The following is an 18,017-nucleotide window of genomic DNA, read 5'->3' as shown; positions in this document are numbered from 1 at the left end:
CCTAAGGCGACGTGCGCCCTGGTCACAGGAAAACCATATCGTCTTCCAGGAGTGCCCGTGCGCAGCGCGAGGCGGGTCAGGCCATTTTTAGTGGAGCACGCGCATGTCCTCGGCCTTCACGAACATCACCCGGTGCCCGAGCTGGATCTGGTGGTAGCGGAGCCGGCCGGTGGTGGTGACGTGCCTCGACGGCTTGAAGGCGTTGGCGGCGTAGTAGGAGCCGGTGACCGTGTCGCCCAGCGTGTACGTCTGGCCGGTGCCGATCGTGTACGGGAGCGGCCGCAAGGGCTGGTGGGCGGCGAGCTTGTAGGCGGATTTCTCGGGATACGCCCGGCCGTACACCTTCACGTTGTCCTTCCGGGGCGTGACCAGCAGGCCCTTGGCGGGAATGGCGGTCGGAGCCGAGGCCGGGTTGTGGAACCACGCCTTCTGCCCCAGATACCAGATGGCCGTCCAGTCGCCCCGGCGCCCCGCGACGGCGTAGCGCTGGCCGGTGGAGGCGCGGGCGCCGTGGTCGTACACGCTGCGGGTGGAGGCCTTGTTCCCGTGCTTGCCGACGTCCTTGACCAGGGGCGCCGACGCCTTGGGCGCCGTGTGCAGCCAGACGGCCGAGGCGCCGTGCGGCGGGCACGCCTTGGCGGGCTTCGCGGCGTCGCAGCCGGTGAAGCGGGGACGGTGGGTGGTGTACGTCGGGCGGATGACGATGGACTCGCCGTTCTCGGCCGCCTTGAACGGCCGGTTCATGAGGTCGAAATAGTGTGCCCAGTCCCAGTACGGGCCCGGGTCCTCGTGCATGCCGGCGACCGTCGCCGGTGTGGTGCCGGGGACGTTGTCGTGGCCCAGGATGTGGGCGCGGTCGAGCGGGATGCGGTGCTTGGCGGCGAGGAACCTCACCAGCCTGGCCGAGGCCCGGTACATCGCCTCGGTGTACCAGGTGCCCCCCTTGGCCAGGTATCCCTCGTGCTCGATGCCGATCGAGCGGGTGTTGACGTCCCAGTTGCCCGCGTGCCAGGCGATGTCGTTGGTCGCGACGTGCTGGGCGACATGTCCGTCACGGGAGCGGATCGTGTAGTGCCAGCTCACGTACTTCGGATTGCGGACCAGGGAGGGGATGCCCCCGTAGCCGCCCTCGGTGTCGTGGATGACGATGTAGTCGACGGATCGGGTGCGGCTCAGGCGGTCGTGGTTGCCGTAGTCGCGGTGCTTCTTGTTGCCGAAACGCCGGTGCGCGGCGGGCATCCACTCGCAGGCGAGGGAGGCGGGACACTCCGCGTGGCGCGCCCCCGACTCCGCCTTGGCGCCGTCGTGATCCTCGTCGGCGATGACGGGCGCGCCGGCGTCGGCGTCAGCGCCGAAGTCAGTGCCATAGTCAGTGCCGAAATCGTCGTCGTCGGTGTCCGCGTCGACCTGCTGCTCGTCCGTGACGGGCGGAGGATAGGCGTCGAGGTCGCTCTCGTGGTCGCCGATGAAGGGCGGCAGGTCGGGTACGGGGTCCAGTCGCACCAGGTGCCCGTCGTCGGTACGGCGTTCCGTGCCCTCCCGCATCACCGAGAACACCTCGTCGGCGAAGCGGCGGGCGGCGGCGGGATCCTCCGAGCCCGAGTAGCGGGCGACCGCGTCGTACCAGTCGGCGGGGTTGGAGCTGGGGTGGTCCTGGTAGGAGGCGAGGAGGGCGGCGCCGGCCCTGATGTTGGCGGCCGGGTCGGTCCGCAGCCGGGAGGGCGCGACGCCGATGAGGCCGCCGGCCTGGGGGAGCGTCGCCCGCGGCGCCTCCTGCGCGAGACGCAGCGCGGAGGCGCCGGGCGGCTCGACGCGCGCGGCGGGCATGGGGCGGGCCTCGTCGCCACGGGCGTCGCCGAGCGCGTCCCCGACCGCCCCGCCGAGCGCCTCGGCGGGGAACGTGTCGACCAGGTGCATCGGCCCATAGCCGCCCGCCGTGCTCGGCCGCCCGCCGTTGGCGTCCCAGCGGGACTCCAGGTACGCCACGCCGAGCAGCACGCTCTCCGGCACCCCGTGCTCGCGGGCGGCCGCGGCGAAGTCGGCCTGCCTCCCCGGAGACACGACGGAGCCGGCGGACCCCAGGCCGGCGGGCGCGGCCGGAGGCCGGGCGGGCGCGGTCAGCGCGGTGGTGGCCAGGACGGCCGCGAGCCAGAGCTGCATGAACATCTCCCCCATGGATGTCACGACGCGACTACTCACCGTAACTGATCTCAGAAAGGGATGTGTCAGACGGGGCGGATGATACGGATGGGATTTGACGGGAGGGCGCCGGACGCGGCGACCCCTTTCTCCCGGTCGCGCCGGAACCGCCGCGCTGTCAGGGCTTGTGGACGCCACGACCAGCGTTCGAGTTAGATCCTGCCCGATATCGGGCAGAATCATGGCGTGTCTCGCTCCAGAGCCGTAAGGTCCTCGTCTGTGCCACCGGCACGGCCTCCGTATGAAGATCTCATCGCTCACCTCACGAGGACGAGCCCGCTCGGCCCCGGAGAGGCGGCGCGCGTGGTCGCCGACGTGCTGGCGTACTTCTCGGAAACGACCGAGGAGTACGTCCGGCGCCGTCATGGCGAGCTGAAGGCGCGCGGCCACACGAACGACGAGATCTTCCCGAGGATCGCCGCCGAATTACGCGGCCGCCGGGTGGCCGCGCCGGAACTGTCGCTGAGACAGCTCCGCAGGATCGTCTACGGATGAACAGGAGACCTCGATGTGCGGAATCGTGGCCTACGTCGGCCCCAAAGACGCAGCCCCCATCCTGCTGGAGGGCCTGCAGCGACTCGAATACCGGGGCTACGACTCGGCCGGGGTCGTCGTGTCCAGCAAAGGGCTGAAGGTCCGTAAGGTCAAGGGGCGGGTGGCCGACCTGGCCAAGGTCGTGCCGGTCCGGTTCAAGGGCGGCCTGGGCATCGGGCACACCCGCTGGGCCACGCACGGCGTCCCCAGCGACGTCAACGCCCATCCGCACCTGTCCGCCGACCAGCGCATCGCGGTCGTGCACAACGGCATCATCGAGAACGCCGGAGAGCTGCGGGCCAAGCTGGAGGCCGACGGCGTGGTGTTCGCCTCCGAGACCGACACCGAGGTGCTCGCGCACCTGATCGCCCACGCCGCCGACGAGAACGACTCGCTGGAGGAGGCCGTCAGGAAGACGCTCAAGAGCGTCGTCGGCACGTACGGCATCGCCGTCATCGACGCCGAGCGCCCCGGCGAGGTGGTCGTGGCCCGCAACGGCAGCCCGATCGTGCTCGGCATCGGCGAGAAGGAGATGTTCGCCGCGTCCGACGTGGCCGCCCTGGTCCGCTACACGCGCCAGGTCGTGCACCTGGAGGACGGCGAGCTGGCCGTGCTGAAGGCCGACGGGTTCCACACCTTCGCCAGCGACGCCCGCGAGACGGCCAAGGAGCCGCTGACCGTCGACTGGGACGCCGGCCACTACGACACCGGCGGCTACGAGCACTACCTGCTCAAAGAGATCTCCGAGCAGCCCGAGACGATCACCCGGACGATGAGCGGCCGCCTCGACGAGCGCTTCAACGTCGCCCACCTCGGCGGGCTCAACATGGACGCCCGCGAGACGCGGAGCTTCCGCCGGGTGAAGATCATCGGTTGCGGCTCCGCGTACTATTCAGGACAGATGGGGGCGCAGCTCATCGAGGAGCTGGCGCGCATCCCCTCTGACGCCGAGCCGGCCAGCGAGTTCCGCTACCGCAACCCCGTCGTCGACCCCGACACCCTCTACGTCGCGATCAGCCAGTCAGGGGAGACCTACGACACGCTCGCCGCGGTGCAGGAGCTCAAGCGCAAGGGCGGCCGGGTCATCGGCATCGTCAACGCCGTCGGCAGCGCCATCGCGCGCGAGGTCGACGGCGGCATCTACCTGCACGCGGGCCCCGAGGTCTCGGTGGCATCGACCAAGGCGTTCACCTCGACCACGGTGGCGTTCGCGCTGCTCGCGCTGCACCTGGGCCGGGTGCGCGACCTGTCGCCGGCCGACGGCCGGCGCATCGTGGAGGGGCTGCGCCGGCTGCCCGGCCACGTCGAGGAGATCCTGGCGCAGGACGACAAGATCGCCGAGCTGGCGCAGAAGTACGCCGACCACGCCGGCATGATGTTCGTCGGCCGGGTGCGCGGCTACCCGGTGGCCCGCGAGGGGGCGCAGAAGCTCAAGGAGATCTCCTACGTCCACGCGGAGGCCTATCCGGCCAGCGAGCTCAAGCACGGCCCGCTCGCCCTGATCGGCCCCGAGATGCCGACGGTCGCGATCGTCCCCGACGACGAACTGCTCGACAAGAACCTCACCACGCTCGGCGAGATCCGCGCCCGCGGCGGGCGGGTGCTCATGGTCGGCCACCGCGAGCCCGGCCCGAAGCTGGCCGACGACGTCATCGTGATACCGAAGAACGAGATCGAGCTCGATCCGATCCTGCTCACGATCCCGTTGCAGCTGCTCGCGTACCATGCCGCCGTGGCGCTCGGCCGCGACGTGGACAAGCCGCGCAATCTCGCCAAGAGCGTTACCGTCGAATAATTGAGCCGCAAATCAGCGACATTCCCCTCAGGGTAGTGTTATCCGGCTCCAAACGACATAAATTCGATACTGTGCGGCAGTTCGACCAGCAGCGGCCCCATCCCGCACGCATGTACGACTACATGCTCGGCGGGAAGGACAACTTCGCGGTCGACCGCCTGGCCCTCGACCAGCTCGCCGAGCTGGTCCCGGAGGCGGTCCCGCTGGCCCGCGCGAACCGGGCCTTCCTTCAGCGTGCCGTGCGCTACGTGGCCACCGCGGGGGTCCGCCAGTTCCTCGACCTGGGCAGCGGGCTGCCGACCCAGGGCAGCGCGCACGAGGTCGCGCCCGAGGCCCGGGTCGTCTACGTCGATCATGATCCGGTCGTCGCCGCGCACTCCAGGGCCCTGCTCGAGGACTCGGGCAGGGCCGTCTTCGTGGAGGCCGACCTGCTCGACACCGACGAGGTGCTGGCGCGGGCGGGCACCCAGCTCGACCTGGCCGAGCCGGTCGGGGTGCTGCTGGTGTCGATCCTGCACTTCATCCCCGACACGGCCGGCCCGCAGAGCGCGGTGGCGGCGCTGCGCGAGCGGGTGGCGCCCGGCAGCCACCTGGTGATCTCCCACGCGACGACGAGGGCCCGGATGGAGGACGGCGATCGCGCCAGGTTCCCCTCCCAGGGCTCGTCCGCGACGGGCGCCGACCGTCCGCCGTCCGAGATCCGCGCGTTCTTCGGCGACTTCCCGCTGGAGCCGCCGGGGCTGGTGCAGGCCACCGACTGGCGTCCCGACCGCCCCAAGCTGGTGGGCGACTGGTCGCTGCCGTCGTCGCTGATGGCGGGGGTCGGCAGGAAACCCGGCTGACGGCGGTCCGGGAAGGTGTCCCGGGTCACGGCGGGCTTGGCACTGATCCGGCTGACGGCCGCCCCGGCCGTACCTCGTACGAGAGCAGCGCGCCGATGCGGCCCCGATGTGTGACGCTCCGCGACAGGTCAATAACCTGAGGTGACAGGGGAGCTCGGGGAGGGGCCCATGCGGCGACGGCGGTTCTTGACCTTGGGGCTGGGCGTGGCCGCGTGCGCGGCCGGCTGCGGCACGCAGCGGTTGACCGAAGGCGCGTCCGTGCTGCGCACCCGGTTCTCGATCAATCCGGGCGGGCGCCGGTGGGCCCGCGCGGGGCATGTGTTCGCCGGCGTGGCCCGCGCCGCCGGGTACGAGACGGGAGAGGGTCCGCAGGTCACGGTGACCGGCCTGCCGGCGCTGGCCGCCGCCGAGCTCAACCAGGGGCAGAGCCTGCTCGACGCCGCCACCCCGCTGGCCAGGCTGGCCGGCGAGGTCGAGGTCGTCGTCGTGCCCGAGAACTCCCGGTTCAAGGACTTCGGCGACTTCGGCGCCGCCCTGCGCACCAGGCCCGGGCAGACGCTGCTGGCCGGCGGTCCGCAGGGCGATCCCGACCACCTGCTGTTCGGCCTGATCGCCAAGGGGCTCGGCGCCGACACCCGGCAGGTCGACTACACCGGCTACCCCAGCCGCCACGAGGTCGTCGCCGCCTTGTCGTCCGGCAAGGCGGTCGCCGCCGCGGGCCGGATCGCGGAGTGGCGCACGATCATCGGGCGCGGCCGGATCAGGGCGCTCGCGGTGTCCTCGGCCGAGCGGGTGCCGGAGCTTGACGTGCCGACACTGCTGGAATCCGGCGTACGGGTGGACTTCGTGGACTGGATCGCGGCCTTCGGCGCTCACGACATGCCGGAGGAGAGCCGCGAGTCGGCCGTCGGCATGTGCGACGAGGTGACCCGCTCGGCCGGCTGGGAGGCGGCCTGCCGGGCCGCCGGGTGGGTCTCGATGCCGCTCACCGGCGACGACTTCGAGTTGTGGCTCGCCTCCGAGGCCCGGCGCACGCGCGAGGTGTTGCGGGACCTCGGGATGGTCGACACGACCAAATCCACAATATGCAGGGGTGGTTGCGGGATCCGCCACTAGATGTAGGATCCTGGTCGTCGCTGGTTCGCCTCTCAGGAGGCGGAGCAAAAGGGAACCCGGTGCGATTCCGGGGCTGCCCCGCAGCGGTGAGCGGGAACGACCGCCGTCACAAGCACTGGAGCGATCCGGGAAGCGACGGCCAGTAGACGCCATGAGCACGCCCGCGAGCCCGAAGACCTGCCCGCGACGTGCCGGGTCATGCGCCCGGCGAGCAGTGTCCATGGCCTCGAGGGAGGGCCGGGGGCTGGTGCGGCCGTGGGTCCATGCCGCCGTGCTCTCGCGTGCCCTCACGGGGATGAGCTCGCGAGGAGAGAGCACGTGACGCAGATCGTCGATGTTGACCGCCGCCTGGCCATCGAGGAGGCCGCCGCCCGGGTGATCACCGATCCGGCCGGCTCCCGGATCGCCGCCGGCCTGCTGGCCGAGGAGATCGCCGACGAGGCGGCCGGGCACGGGGTGCGCTCGTTCTCCGAGTCGGTCGCGGCCACCCACGCGGCGGGGCTGATCCAGGACGGGCTGGCGGAGTTCGTCGCCGCGCACGCCGCCGAGCTGGACGCGCTGATCTGCGCGGAGGCGGACGGCCGGTTCGAGTATTTCGGGTTGCGCACGGTCTATGACCGCTACCTGCTACGCCATCCCGAGACCCGTAAGGTGCTGGAGCGGCCGCAACACTTCTTCCTCCGCGTGGCCTGCGGGCTGGCGGAGTCGGTCGCCGAGGCGGCCGAGCTCTACGCGCTGATGTCCAGCCTGTCCTACCTGCCGAGCTCGCCCACCCTGTTCAACTCGGGCGCGCGCCGGCCGCAGCTGTCGTCGTGCTTCCTGCTGGACTCGCCGCGCGACGAGCTCGAGGGCATCTACGACCGCTACGGGCAGGTCGCCCGGCTCTCCAAGTACGCCGGCGGCATCGGCATCTCCTGGACCCGCGTGCGCTCGCGCGGCTCCCTCATCAGGGGCACGAACGGCCACTCCAACGGCATCGTGCCCTGGCTGCGCACGCTCGACGCGTCGGTGGCGGCGGTCAACCAGGGCGGCCGGCGCAAGGGCGCGGCCTGCGTCTACCTGGAGACGTGGCATGCCGACATCGAGGAGTTCCTGGAACTGCGCGACAACACCGGCGAGGACGCCCGCCGCACCCACAATCTCAACCTGGCCAACTGGGTGCCCGACGAGTTCATGCGCCGCGTGGAGGCCGACGAGCCCTGGTCCTTGTTCGACCCCAAGGACACGCCCGACCTCACGGACCTGTACGGGGAGGAGTTCACCGCCGCCTACCGCGCGTACGAGGCGGCCGGGTGCCACGTCCGGCAGATTCCCGCCAGGACCCTGTACGGCCGGATGATGCGCACCCTCGCCCAGACCGGCAACGGCTGGATGACCTTCAAGGACGCCGCCAACCGCACCTCCAACCAGACCGGCCGCCCCGGCAACGTCATCCACCTGTCCAACCTGTGCACCGAGATCCTCGAGGTCACGAGCGACGCGGAGACGGCCGTGTGCAACCTCGGCTCGGTCAACCTGGCCGCCTGCCTCACCGACGGCGGCGTCGACTGGGAGCGGCTGCGCCGGACCGTACGCACGGCCGTGCGCTTCCTCGACCGCACCATCGACCTCGGCTTCTACCCGACGCCCGAGGCCGAGGCGGCCAACAGGCGGTGGCGGCCGATCGGGCTCGGCGTCATGGGCCTGGCCGACGTGTTCTTCGCGCTGCGGCTGCCGTTCGACTCGCCGGCGGCGCTGGAGTTGTCCACGCGGATCGCCGAGGAGATCGCGCTGGCCGCCTACGACACCTCGGCCGACCTGGCCGCCGAGCGCGGAAGGCACCCGTCGTACGCCGACACCCGGGCCGCGGGGGGAGTGCTGCACCCTGATCACTACGTGGCGAGCACGCCGCGCTGGGACGCCCTGCGCGACAAGATCGCGACGACCGGCCTGCGCAACTCCCTCATGATCGCCATCGCGCCGACGGCCACGATCGCCTCCATCGCCGGCTGCTACGAGTGCATCGAGCCGCAGGTGTCCAACGTGTTCAAACGCGAGACGTTGTCGGGCGAGTTCCTGCAGGTCAACCGCTACCTGGTGGCCGACCTGCAGGCGCGCGGGCTGTGGACGCAACGGATGCGCGACGACATCAAGCGGGCCGACGGCTCGATCCAGCCGATCCCCGGCATCCCCGACGATCTCAAGGCCCTCTACCGCACGGCCTGGGAGCTGCCGCAGAAGGCGCTGATCGACCTGGCCGCCGCGCGCCAGCCGTACATCGACCAGTCGCAGTCGCTCAACCTCTTCATGGCCGGTCCGACGATCGGCAAGCTCTCCTCGATGTACGCCTACGCCTGGAAACAGGGCCTGAAGACGACGTACTACCTGCGCTCGCGCCCCGCCACCCGCATCGCCCAGACGACGGTCCCCGCGGAGGGCGAGCCCCCCGCGACCCCCCAGGAATCGCGGAGCGGCTTCGCCGCGCTGTCCGCCTCCGCGACGGCTGACGCCGTCGCGTGCTCGCTCGAGAACCCGGAAACCTGCGAAGCCTGCCAGTAAGGAGCCCGTCGTGCTGCTCGACCCCGGAATGGACCTCACCCTGCGCCCGATGCGCTACCCCGACTTCTACGAGCGTTACCGCGCGGCCATCCGCAACACGTGGACGGTCGAGGAGGTGGACCTGCACACCGACCTGGCCGACCTGGCCAGGATGACGCCGCAGGAACGGCACCTGATCAACCGCCTGGTCGCCTTCTTCGCGACCGGCGACTCCATCGTGGCCAACAACCTCGTGCTCAACCTCTACCAGCACGTCAACGCCCCCGAGGCGCGCCTGTACCTCAGCAGGCAGCTGTTCGAGGAGGCCGTGCACGTGCAGTTCTACCTGACCCTGCTGGACACCTACCTGCCCGACCCCGACGAGCGGGTGAAGGCCTTCGCCGCGATCGAGCACATCCCGTCGATCCGGGACAAGGCGGAGTTCTGCTTCAAGTGGATCGACTCGATCAACGGCCTCCAACGGCTGGAGACGGCGGCCGAGCGCCGCCAGTTCCTGCTCAACCTCATCTGCTTCGCCGCCTGCATCGAGGGCCTGTTCTTCTACGGAGCCTTCGCGTACGTGTACTGGTTCCGCTCCCGCGGCCTGCTCAACGGCCTGGCCACCGGGACGAACTGGGTGTTCAGGGATGAGTCCATGCACATGGAGTTCGCGTTCAGCGTGGTCGACACGGTCAGGGCCGAGGAGCCCTCGTTGTTCGACGACGAGCTGGGCGACCAGGTCACCGCCATGCTGGAGGAGGCGGTGGCCGCCGAGCTGGCCTTCGCGGAGGATTTGTGCGGGGACGGCATGATGGGCATGGGGGTGACGCAGATGCGCCACTACCTGGAATATGTCGCCGACCAGCGGCTGGTGCGGCTGGGACTGCCGAGAAGGTACGGTTCGGCCAACCCGTTCGGGTTCATGGAGCTGCAGGACGTGCAGGAGCTGGCCAACTTCTTCGAGCGGCGGGTCTCCGCTTACCAGGTGGCGGTTGAGGGCAATGTGAGTTTTGACGAGTCTTTCTAGGCCCTAGGGGGTATCGAGTGCAGTCTCCGGCGGGCTGGCCCATTCTCGCCATCGCGGTGATCGGCTCGATTCTCCTGGTGGAAGTGGTCCGGCGGGTGCTGAACCGGGTGGGGCGCAAGTGGGCGCTCGCCCGGCACCTCGTGGAGCACTGCACCTGGCCCGCGTTCGCGGTGGCCGTCGTGGTGGCGTGCAACCTGGTGTTCGGGCCGGGCATGCTCGGCCCGGCGCCCGCCGATCGCAGCCTGGCCGCATCGGTCGAGCACGCGCTCGGCCTGGTCACGATCGCCGCGGTCACCTGGCTGATCGTGCAGGCCACGTACGCGCTGACGGACATCGTGCTCGACCGGCTGGTCCAGGTCGAAGGGGAGCGCAACCGCCGGGCGCGGCGGATCATGACGCAGATCGCGCTGGTCCGCCGCATCGCCTCGGCCGCCTTCATCGTGATCGCGCTCGGCGCCATGCTCTTCTCGTTCCCCCAGATGCGGGCGCTCGGCGCGGGACTGCTCGCCTCGGCGGGCATCGCCGGCGCCGTCGTCGGCATCGCCGCCCAGCCGACCATCGGCAACGCGCTGGCCGGGCTCCAGCTCGCCTTCAGCGACGCGCTCCGCCTCGAGGACGTGGTCGTGGTCGAGAAGGAGTGGGGCAGGATCGAGGAGCTCACGCTCACCTACGTCGTGCTGCGGTTGTGGGACGAGCGGCGGCTGGTCCTGCCGGTGTCGTACTTCACCCAGAACCCGTTCGAGAACTGGACCAGGCACGGCAGCCGGGTGCTCGCCGTGGTCTACCTGCGGGTGGACTGGTCGGTGCCGGTGCCCAAACTGCGGGAGGCGCTGTATACGTTCCTGCAGGACAACCCGCTGTGGGACCAGAAGGACTGGACCCTCCAGGTCACCGACGTGCTGCCGAACGGGCTGGTCGAGGTGCGCGCCCTGATGAGCGCCGCCGACTCGCCGTCGTCCTGGGACCTCAAGTGCGACGTGCGCGAATTCCTCGTCGAGCACGTACGCGAGAACTACCCGGACGCGCTGCCCCGCTTCCGCGTCGACACTCCGGAGACGCGCGCCGGAATGAGCTGGACCGCCGACCACGACCGGCGATAAATAGGTGGCATTTCCGCCGATCACGGGTTTACCGTGAGCATGTCAACGACGGGCTGACGACCGGCAGAAAGGGCGGCGACATGTGCGAGACGAGCACCATCCGACCGTCGGCGGCCTGTCCTGAGCTGCGGCGGAGGCTTTCCGGATAATCCTTTCCCGAGATTTCCAGAAAGCCGTCTCGGGGATATCGAGGCGGCTTTTTCATGCGCGACCGAGTGTGGGGCAGTTTGGCCGCCCGCCTGCTTTGGGAGCAGGAGTGACGCAGGTTCGAATCCTGCCACTCGGACGGCGGCCCTGAAAGAACAGGGCCGCGGGCCACGGCCTGACCGGAGGGATTGGCGACCCCCGGCCGGACCACGCCCTCACCCCGGGCCGGCCCACGCCAGCCGGGCCCGGGGTCCAAGCCGCCCTTGAAGGCGGGATCCGCCTCACGGGGTGCGGCGGGCGAGATAGAGGGCCGTCGTGATGCTCAGCCCCACAAAGCCGGCCCGCACGTCGTCGCGGAGCATCCGGATGGCCGAGCGCGTGGTCAGCAGCGCGAGGTAGTCGGTGGTGGAGTAGGTGCGCTCCGACGGGTAGAGCCGGGCCGACAGGTCCTGGAACGCGGCCTGCCGTTCCAGCTCCGCCCACCACCCCGACGTCTCGATCGACGCCTCGGTGGGCAGCCTGGTGTCCGGGATGATGTGCGGCGTGTGCGCCCGGTAGACGGCGAGCGCCGCGTCCAGCACCGCGGCGTCCTTGATCAGGTCGACGTGCCAGAACAGCGCGACGGCGCCTCCCGGGGCGCTTCTGCCTTTCTAGCAAATCGGGGTACGCCATCATCAGGGCGCGCGGTCGGCCGCCGTGATGGCCCGCAGCATGTACGGGTGCAGCAGCTTCGCCCGCTGCCGCGGGATGCCGCCGGCCAGGGCCGCCTCGGCCAGCGCGTCTCTCAGCCATTCCACGTCCACGGGCCGGCCGTCGTCCCGCCTGAGCAGCGGCTCCCCGGCGGCCCGGCCCGACGAGAGCGCCTCCAGCAGCGGCCGGGCCGGCGGCGGCACGGGGAAGGCCACGATGTCGCCGCGGCTGTCGTGCACGGTGACGATGGCGAGCTCGCCGCCGGCCACCGGGTGCAGGTCCTGGAGGGTCAGCTCGGCCAGGGCGCCGGCGGCGGCGCCGGTGGCGTCCAGCAGCGCGACGGCCGCGGCCTCGGCCTGCCGGCCGTCGGCGGCGAGCCGGGCGACGCCCTGGCGCAACAGCCGGCGGTCCTCCCGGGTGAGCACACCGGTGCCGGAGCCGGCGACGCGGTCGTGGCGTACCGCGCCGGAACGCCAGGCGAAGGCGTAGAAGGAGGACAGCACGCCGCGTCTCCTGCTGACCGTCGCGTTCGCCAGGGGCTTGCCGGGCACGCGTACGCCGATGGTGAGGGCGCCGGCGCGCGCCGCGTCACAGTAGGTGTCGAGGTGGGCGCCGGTGACCGCGAGCAGCTCGACGGACGGCTCGGCCTCGCGCAGCCAGCGCAGGAACGCGGCCAGGACCCGCAGGCGGACCTGCCTGGTGGCCGCGGACGGCCTTTCCCGCAGCCAGGCCGCAGCCGTGCGCCAGGTCAGCGGGTCGAGGGAGTCGAGCAGGTCGACGTCGTCGCCGGGCACCTCGCCCGCGTCCTGAGGGCGGCGGCGCGGGCGCAGCCCGGCGATCTGCCCGATGCTGGCCGCGCTCGCGCCAGGGCCTTCGTCGCCGGAACCTAAGGCCCTGCCGGCCGGTGGGGTGCTCTGTGCTCGACCGGCGGTCCCTGAGCCAGGCAGATCAGTCATGATCTTGATCATCTCACGGAGCTCGCCTCGCTCGCGTCCTCCTTCAGGACCTGTTTGCGAAGAACGCGGCCATCGTACGAGAGCCACCCCGGGCGAGACACGAGGATCGGGGAACGAGGTGGCCGGAAGCGCCGAGGCGGGGCCGCCTGACATGGTGCTCAAGTATCAGGTACCTTATTTGTAATCAGGTGCCTGATAGGAAGGAGCGCCATGAAGGTGCTGATCATCGGAGCCGGCATGGGCGGGCTGACCCTCGCCCAGGCGCTGCGGCGTGCCGGGATCGAGGTCGCGGTCCACGAGCGCGATCCGGCCGTGGAGGCGACCGGCGGCTACCGCCTCCACCTCGACGACCGGGCCTGCGCGGCGCTGCGCCGCCACCTCGCGCCCGACCACTACCAGGCGCTCCTGGGCAGCTCGGCGGGGTGGCAGGCGTTCCGCCGCTTCGCCGTCGCCGACCACCGGATGCGGCTGCTGTTCGCCGAGCCGCGCGAGCGCGCGCAAGAGACACTCATGATCGGCCGCATCCCGCTGCGCCGGCTCCTGGCTCACGGGCTGGACGGCGCGCTGAGGTTCGGCGCCGAGTTCACCGGCCACCGGGCACATCCCGACGGCACGGTCACGGCGCACTTCGCCGACGGGAGCACCGACCGGGGCGATCTCCTCGTCGGAGCGGACGGCGTGGGCTCGCGGGTCGCCGCGGCGCTGGCCGGCCGCCCGACCTCGGCCCCCGCCGGGGTGAGCGGCATCGCCGGCCGCACCCCGCTGGACGGCCGGACCCGCCCGCTCGTCCCCGGGCTGCTGGCCGAGGGCCCGGCGCTGGCCTTCGGGCCGGGAGGCATCGGGATGTTCGTCACCGTCCACGACCCGGCGGGAGGCGCCGTGGTCGACCCCTCCTCCTGCACCGGCGTGCCCGCCATTCTGGAGGATCCCGCGCTCATCTGGGGGCTCCTCGCGCCCGACGGGCGTTTCCCCGTCAGGCCCCGCGAGCTCGACGGCGCGGGCCTGACGCGGGTCACCGGCGCGCTGCTCGACGGCTGGGACGGGCGGTTGCGGGCCCTCGTCCGCGCCGGGGACCCGGCCACCGTGGCGTTCTTCCGCTTCCACGCCGCCGACCCCGCCGCCGACCTGACGCCCTGGCCGGCCGGCGCCGTCACCGCGCTGGGCGACGCCGTCCACGCCATGCCGCCCACCGGCGGGCGGGCCGCGGCCACCGCGATCCGCGACGCCGACCTCCTGGCCGGCGAGCTGGCCCGCGCGCACGCGGGGGAGTCCACCGTCCCGATGGCCGTGCACCGCTACCAGAGCGGGATGGCCGCCTACGCGGGCGACGCGATCCGCACGTCGATGCAGCCGCTGGGCTGGGTGCACCGGCTCGCCGGCCCGGTCGGGACGGGGCTGGCGCGGCTGAGCCTGCCCGCTCTGGCCACGGCCGCCCGGCTCGGCCGCCGCGTGACGGGAGCCCGCGTTGCCTGAGCGGCGGTCCGGCTACGGTGCCTGGCCCGACGGGGAGCCGGACCTGCCGTTGTGGGAGCTGATCCAGACCTCGCATGTGGTCGCCAGGGGTTTCACCGCGCTCTTCGCCTCGGTCGGGCTCACCCCGACGCAGTTCGGCGTGCTGGCCACGCTCGCCGCCGGCGAGGACCTCAGCCAGGCCGAGCTCGCCCGCGCGGTCATGGTGCGTCCGCAGAGCATGAACGAGCTGTTCGTGTCGCTGCTCAAGCGCGGCCTGGTCGAGCGCGACGGGCCAGGGGGCCGCGGGCGCCGGGCGGGGCTGCGGATCACCGGGGCGGGCCGCGAGCTTCTGGCCCGGGCGCAGCCCAAGGTCGAGGAGTTCAACGCGCCGGAGGCCATCGGGCTGTCCGCCGCCGAGGCCGCGGAGCTGGCCCGCATGTTGCGCGCCGTCCGCGATGCCCTCGCCTGACCGTTCGCTCAGGGGGCGTAGCCGAGCACGTGGTCGCGCAGCAGGCGGCCGATGTCCGGATCGCCGCGGTCGAAGGCCTCGACGAGAGGCTCGTGGTCGGCGGCGTTCTCGTGCGGCCGCATCCTGAACAGCCGGATCGACACGTGCGTCCACACCTCGATGCCCAGCGACTCCCACACCGAGACCAGCACCGCGTTGCCGGACGCGGCCACGATCTCGCGGTGGAAGCCGACGAGGTGGCGCACCTGGCCGTCGAGCGAGCCGGCGGCGGCCGCCTCGTGCATGCGGGCGACGTGCGCCCGCAGCGCGGGGACGGACGGGCTGCCCAGGCGGGTGGCGGTCTCCTCGAGGCCCGCCCGCACCTGGTAGACCTCGCGCAGGTCGGCCGGGGTGAAGCCGCGGACCCGGGCGCCCTTGTTGGGGGAGGACTCGACCAGCCTGAGGGCTTCGAGCTCGCGCAGCGCCTCGCGTACGGGCGCCTGGCTGACCTGGAGCTCGGCGGCCAGGCGGCGCTCCACGATGCGGTCACCGGGCCCCCAGCGGCCGCTGATCATGCCCTCGACCAGCACGTCGCGGATCTCGTCACGCAGCGGCGGCCGCGCCACAGGCTCCACGGAGAAGTCCTTTCATCATATGATCGATCATAGGGTGTTTAATAGAAGCATGCAGAGAGATCTGGATCCTCAGGAGACCGCCGAATGGCTCGAGTCGCTCGAGGCGGTCCGGCGGGAGGCCGGTCCCGATCGGGCCGACTACCTGCTGCGCAGGCTGGCCACGAGCACGCGCTACCTCAACACGGTGCCCACGGCGGAGGAACCCGCCTACCCGGGCGACCTCGCGCTGGAGGAACGCGTCGCGGCCTACGACCGGTGGAACGCCGCGGCCATGGTCACCCGGGGCGCCAAGCTGGGGCTCGGCGGTCACCTGGCCACCTACGCCTCGGCCGCCTGGCTCTATGAGGTGGGGTTCAACCACTTCTTCCACGCCGGCCACGACCAGGTCTATTTCCAGGGGCACGCCTCTCCGGGCGTCTACGCCCGCGCCTTCCTGGAGGGACGGCTGAGCGAGGAGCAGCTCGACCTGTTCCGCCGCGAGCCCGAGGGAGGCCTGCCGTCCTACCCGCACCCGAGGGCCATGCCCGGCTTCTGGCAGTTTCCCACCGTGTCGATGGGGCTCGGCCCGCTCAACGCGATCTACCAGGCCAGGTTCAACCGCTACCTGCACAACCGCGGCATCAAGGACACCTCGCGCAGCCATGTCTGGGCCTTCCTCGGCGACGGGGAGATGGACGAGCCCGAGTCCACCGCCGCCCTCACGCTGGCGGCACGCGAGGGCCTCGGCAACCTCACCTTCGTGATCAACTGTAACCTCCAGCGGCTCGACGGCCCCGTCCGCGGCAACACCCGTGTCGTGCAGGAGCTGGAGAGCGTCTTCAGGGGCGCCGGCTGGCACGTCGTCAAGGCGCTGTGGGGCCGGGAGTGGGACGACCTGCTCGGCTCCGACGAGCTGGTGGCCAGGCTCGGCGAGGTGCCCGACGGCCAGTTCCAGACGTACGCCGCCTCCACCGGCGCCTACATCAGGGAGCACCTGTTCCACGGTCTGGACGTGCCCCACTCCGACGAGGACCTGCGGCGCGTCGTCGGCGGGTCGCGGGCCGGCCACGAGCCGCGCAAGGTGTACGCCGCCTACCGCAGGGCGCTGGAGCACACCGACGCGCCCACCGTCGTCCTCGTCCAGACGGTCAAGGGCTGGACGCTCGGCGCCGGGATCGAGGCGCGCAACGCCAACCACCAGATGAAGAAGCTCACGCAGGACGAGTTCCGCGTCATGGGCGAGCGGCTCGGCCTGCCCGTCCCCGCCGGTGCGCTCGACGGCGAGCTGCCGCCCTACCTGCACCCCGGCCCCGATTCGCCCGAGGCACGCTACATCGCCGAGCGGCGGTCCGCCCTGGGCGGGCCGACACCCCGGCGCACGGTCTCCCACCACCTCCTGCCGCAGCCCGGCGAGCGGCCCTTCCGCGCCCTGGCCAAGGGCTCGGCGCAACCGGTGGCCACCACGATGGCGTTCGTCCGGCTGGTCAAGGACCTGATGAAGGAGCCGGAGACCGGGCGGCGCTGGGTGCCGATCGTGCCCGACGAGGCCAGGACGTTCGGCATGGAGTCGCTCTTCCCCACCGCGAAGATCTACTCGCCCCACGGCCAGCGTTACGACGCCGTCGACAGGGAGCTGCTGCTGTCGTACAAGGAGGCGGTCGACGGGCAGATCCTCATCGAGGGCATCACCGAGGCGGGATCGATGGCGTCGTTCACCGCCGCGGCCTCCAGCTACGCCACCCACGGCGAGCCGATGATCCCCTTCTACATCTTCTACTCGATGTTCGGCTGGCAGCGGACCGGCGACCAGATGTGGGCCCTGGCCGACCAGCTCGGCCGCGGATTCCTCATCGGCGCGACCGCCGGGCGCACCACGATGACGGGGGAGGGGCTGCAGCACGCCGACGGGCACTCGCAACTGCTCGCCTCGGCCAACCCCGCGTGCCTGGCCTACGACCCCGCCTTCGCGTACGAGGTGGGGGTGATCGTGCGTGACGGGCTTGAACGCATGTACGGCCCCGCGGCCGAGGACGTGTTCTACTACCTGACCCTCTACAACGAGCCGAAGCCGCAGCCCGCGATGCCCGAGGGGGTCGAGGAGGGCATCGTCAAGGGCATCTACCGCTACTCCGCCGGGGGCGGCGCCGCCCACCTGCTGGCCAGCGGCACCGCCATCCACTGGGCGCTGGAGGCGCAGCGGCTGCTGCGGGAGGAGTACGGCGTCGGCGTCGACGTGTGGTCGGTGACCTCGTGGAGCGAGTTGCGCAGGGAGGCCATGACCGCGACGGGCGTGCCCTACCTGCGCCAGGCCATGGCGGGGACGAGCGGGCCGGTGATCGCGGTCAGCGACTGGATGCGGGCGGTGCCCGACCAGATCCGGCCCTGGATCGACCGGCCGTGGACGTCGCTCGGCACCGACGGGTTCGGGCTTTCCGGCCCGCGTGAGGACGTACGCCGCCACTTCGGGGTGGACCCGCGCTCGATCGCGGACGCGGTGCTCAAGGCGGTCGAGGAGTAGGGCTGCCCGCCTGGTCCGGCCGGGCCGTCCGATATATTGCGAAATGCCGTGATCACCAGGGC

14 protein-coding genes, 1 tRNA gene and 1 riboswitch are annotated in these 18,017 nt (G+C 71.5%); of the genes, 11 read left to right on the top strand and 4 right to left on the bottom strand.

The features are described from left to right. Positions 1-87: 87 nt before the first annotated feature. Positions 88-2,160: an N-acetylmuramoyl-L-alanine amidase gene (locus tag ABGB01_RS36185; RefSeq protein ID WP_347778082.1), complete on the bottom strand. Its 2,073-nt coding sequence runs from the start codon at positions 2,158-2,160 to the stop codon at positions 88-90. A gap of 258 nt (positions 2,161-2,418) precedes the next feature. Here ABGB01_RS36185 and ABGB01_RS36180 point away from each other — a divergent pair, with 258 nt between their 5' ends. From ABGB01_RS36180 to ABGB01_RS36145, 8 genes are all read left to right on the top strand, one after another. After that, positions 2,419-2,694: a hypothetical protein gene (locus tag ABGB01_RS36180; RefSeq protein ID WP_132597376.1), complete on the top strand. Its 276-nt coding sequence runs from the start codon at positions 2,419-2,421 to the stop codon at positions 2,692-2,694. A gap of 13 nt (positions 2,695-2,707) precedes the next feature. Further along, positions 2,708-4,528, top strand: a complete 1,821-nt coding sequence (gene glmS / locus ABGB01_RS36175) for a glutamine--fructose-6-phosphate transaminase (isomerizing) (RefSeq protein WP_347778081.1) — start codon at positions 2,708-2,710, stop codon at positions 4,526-4,528. Positions 4,529-4,599: 71 nt separating this feature from the next. Further along, positions 4,600-5,370, top strand: a complete 771-nt coding sequence (locus tag ABGB01_RS36170) for an SAM-dependent methyltransferase (protein ID WP_347778080.1) — start codon at positions 4,600-4,602, stop codon at positions 5,368-5,370. A 168-nt stretch (positions 5,371-5,538) separates the two neighbouring features. After that, positions 5,539-6,486 (top strand): tripartite tricarboxylate transporter substrate-binding protein, encoded by a 948-nt coding sequence (locus tag ABGB01_RS36165; RefSeq protein WP_347778079.1) that lies wholly within the window; start codon positions 5,539-5,541, stop codon positions 6,484-6,486. A gap of 4 nt (positions 6,487-6,490) precedes the next feature. Beyond that, a riboswitch (cobalamin riboswitch) is annotated at positions 6,491-6,686 on the top strand. 118 nt (positions 6,687-6,804) lie between these two features. After that, positions 6,805-9,024: a ribonucleoside-diphosphate reductase subunit alpha gene (locus tag ABGB01_RS36160; protein WP_347778078.1), complete on the top strand. Its 2,220-nt coding sequence runs from the start codon at positions 6,805-6,807 to the stop codon at positions 9,022-9,024. Between the two features lie 10 nt (positions 9,025-9,034). Beyond that, positions 9,035-10,030 carry a ribonucleotide-diphosphate reductase subunit beta gene (locus ABGB01_RS36155; RefSeq protein WP_347778077.1) on the top strand — a complete coding sequence of 332 codons (996 nt, stop codon included), beginning with the start codon at positions 9,035-9,037 and terminating at the stop codon, positions 10,028-10,030. Positions 10,031-10,047: 17 nt separating this feature from the next. Beyond that, positions 10,048-11,130 carry a mechanosensitive ion channel domain-containing protein gene (locus tag ABGB01_RS36150; RefSeq protein ID WP_347778076.1) on the top strand — a complete coding sequence of 361 codons (1,083 nt, stop codon included), beginning with the start codon at positions 10,048-10,050 and terminating at the stop codon, positions 11,128-11,130. A 211-nt stretch (positions 11,131-11,341) separates the two neighbouring features. Beyond that, a tRNA-Pro gene (locus ABGB01_RS36145) sits at positions 11,342-11,416 on the top strand. 142 nt (positions 11,417-11,558) lie between these two features. Here the strand turns inward: ABGB01_RS36145 and ABGB01_RS36140 are convergent. Further along, the gene (locus tag ABGB01_RS36140; protein WP_347778075.1) at positions 11,559-11,858 is read right to left on the bottom strand and encodes a hypothetical protein; all 300 of its coding nucleotides are present in this window, start codon (positions 11,856-11,858) and stop codon (positions 11,559-11,561) included. Between the two features lie 93 nt (positions 11,859-11,951). Beyond that, the gene (locus tag ABGB01_RS36135; RefSeq protein WP_347778074.1) at positions 11,952-12,923 is read right to left on the bottom strand and encodes a hypothetical protein; all 972 of its coding nucleotides are present in this window, start codon (positions 12,921-12,923) and stop codon (positions 11,952-11,954) included. A gap of 210 nt (positions 12,924-13,133) precedes the next feature. Between ABGB01_RS36135 and ABGB01_RS36130 the strand changes: the two genes are divergently transcribed. Together ABGB01_RS36130 and ABGB01_RS36125 are read left to right on the top strand one after the other, a co-directional pair. Then, positions 13,134-14,396, top strand: coding sequence for an NAD(P)/FAD-dependent oxidoreductase (locus ABGB01_RS36130; protein WP_347778073.1), 1,263 nt, complete (start codon positions 13,134-13,136; stop codon positions 14,394-14,396). Beyond that, entirely contained in the window at positions 14,389-14,844 is a 456-nt protein-coding gene (locus tag ABGB01_RS36125) for a MarR family winged helix-turn-helix transcriptional regulator (protein WP_347778072.1), read from the top strand. Before ABGB01_RS36130 ends, ABGB01_RS36125 begins: the two co-directional genes overlap by 8 nt. Positions 14,845-14,852: 8 nt before the next feature. Here ABGB01_RS36125 and ABGB01_RS36120 read toward each other — a convergent pair whose 3' ends face one another. Next, a complete protein-coding gene (locus tag ABGB01_RS36120; protein WP_347778071.1) occupies positions 14,853-15,458 on the bottom strand; it encodes a GntR family transcriptional regulator in 606 nt (201 codons plus the stop codon). A 49-nt stretch (positions 15,459-15,507) separates the two neighbouring features. Here ABGB01_RS36120 and aceE point away from each other — a divergent pair, with 49 nt between their 5' ends. Continuing rightward, a complete protein-coding gene (gene aceE, locus ABGB01_RS36115) occupies positions 15,508-17,955 on the top strand; it encodes a pyruvate dehydrogenase (acetyl-transferring), homodimeric type (RefSeq protein ID WP_347778070.1) in 2,448 nt (815 codons plus the stop codon). Positions 17,956-18,017 lie beyond the last annotated feature (62 nt).

The organism is Nonomuraea sp. B5E05, from assembly GCF_039880665.1.
Taxonomy (GTDB): domain Bacteria; phylum Actinomycetota; class Actinomycetes; order Streptosporangiales; family Streptosporangiaceae; genus Nonomuraea.
Note: the sequence above shows the minus strand (reverse complement) of the source record. Positions and strands in the feature narration are given on the sequence as shown.

What these genes read in the sequence shown, in the direction of transcription:
- ABGB01_RS36185 (WP_347778082.1), bottom strand. Translation starts at nt 2,160, where the DNA reads ATGCAGCTCTGGCTCGCGGCCGTCCTGGCCACCACCGCGCTGACCGCG.
- glmS (WP_347778081.1), top strand. Translation starts at nt 2,708, where the DNA reads ATGTGCGGAATCGTGGCCTACGTCGGCCCCAAAGACGCAGCCCCCATC.
- ABGB01_RS36165 (WP_347778079.1), top strand. Translation starts at nt 5,539, where the DNA reads ATGCGGCGACGGCGGTTCTTGACCTTGGGGCTGGGCGTGGCCGCGTGC.
- ABGB01_RS36135 (WP_347778074.1), bottom strand. Translation starts at nt 12,923, where the DNA reads ATGACTGATCTGCCTGGCTCAGGGACCGCCGGTCGAGCACAGAGCACC.
- ABGB01_RS36130 (WP_347778073.1), top strand. Translation starts at nt 13,134, where the DNA reads ATGAAGGTGCTGATCATCGGAGCCGGCATGGGCGGGCTGACCCTCGCC.
- aceE (WP_347778070.1), top strand. Translation starts at nt 15,508, where the DNA reads ATGCAGAGAGATCTGGATCCTCAGGAGACCGCCGAATGGCTCGAGTCG.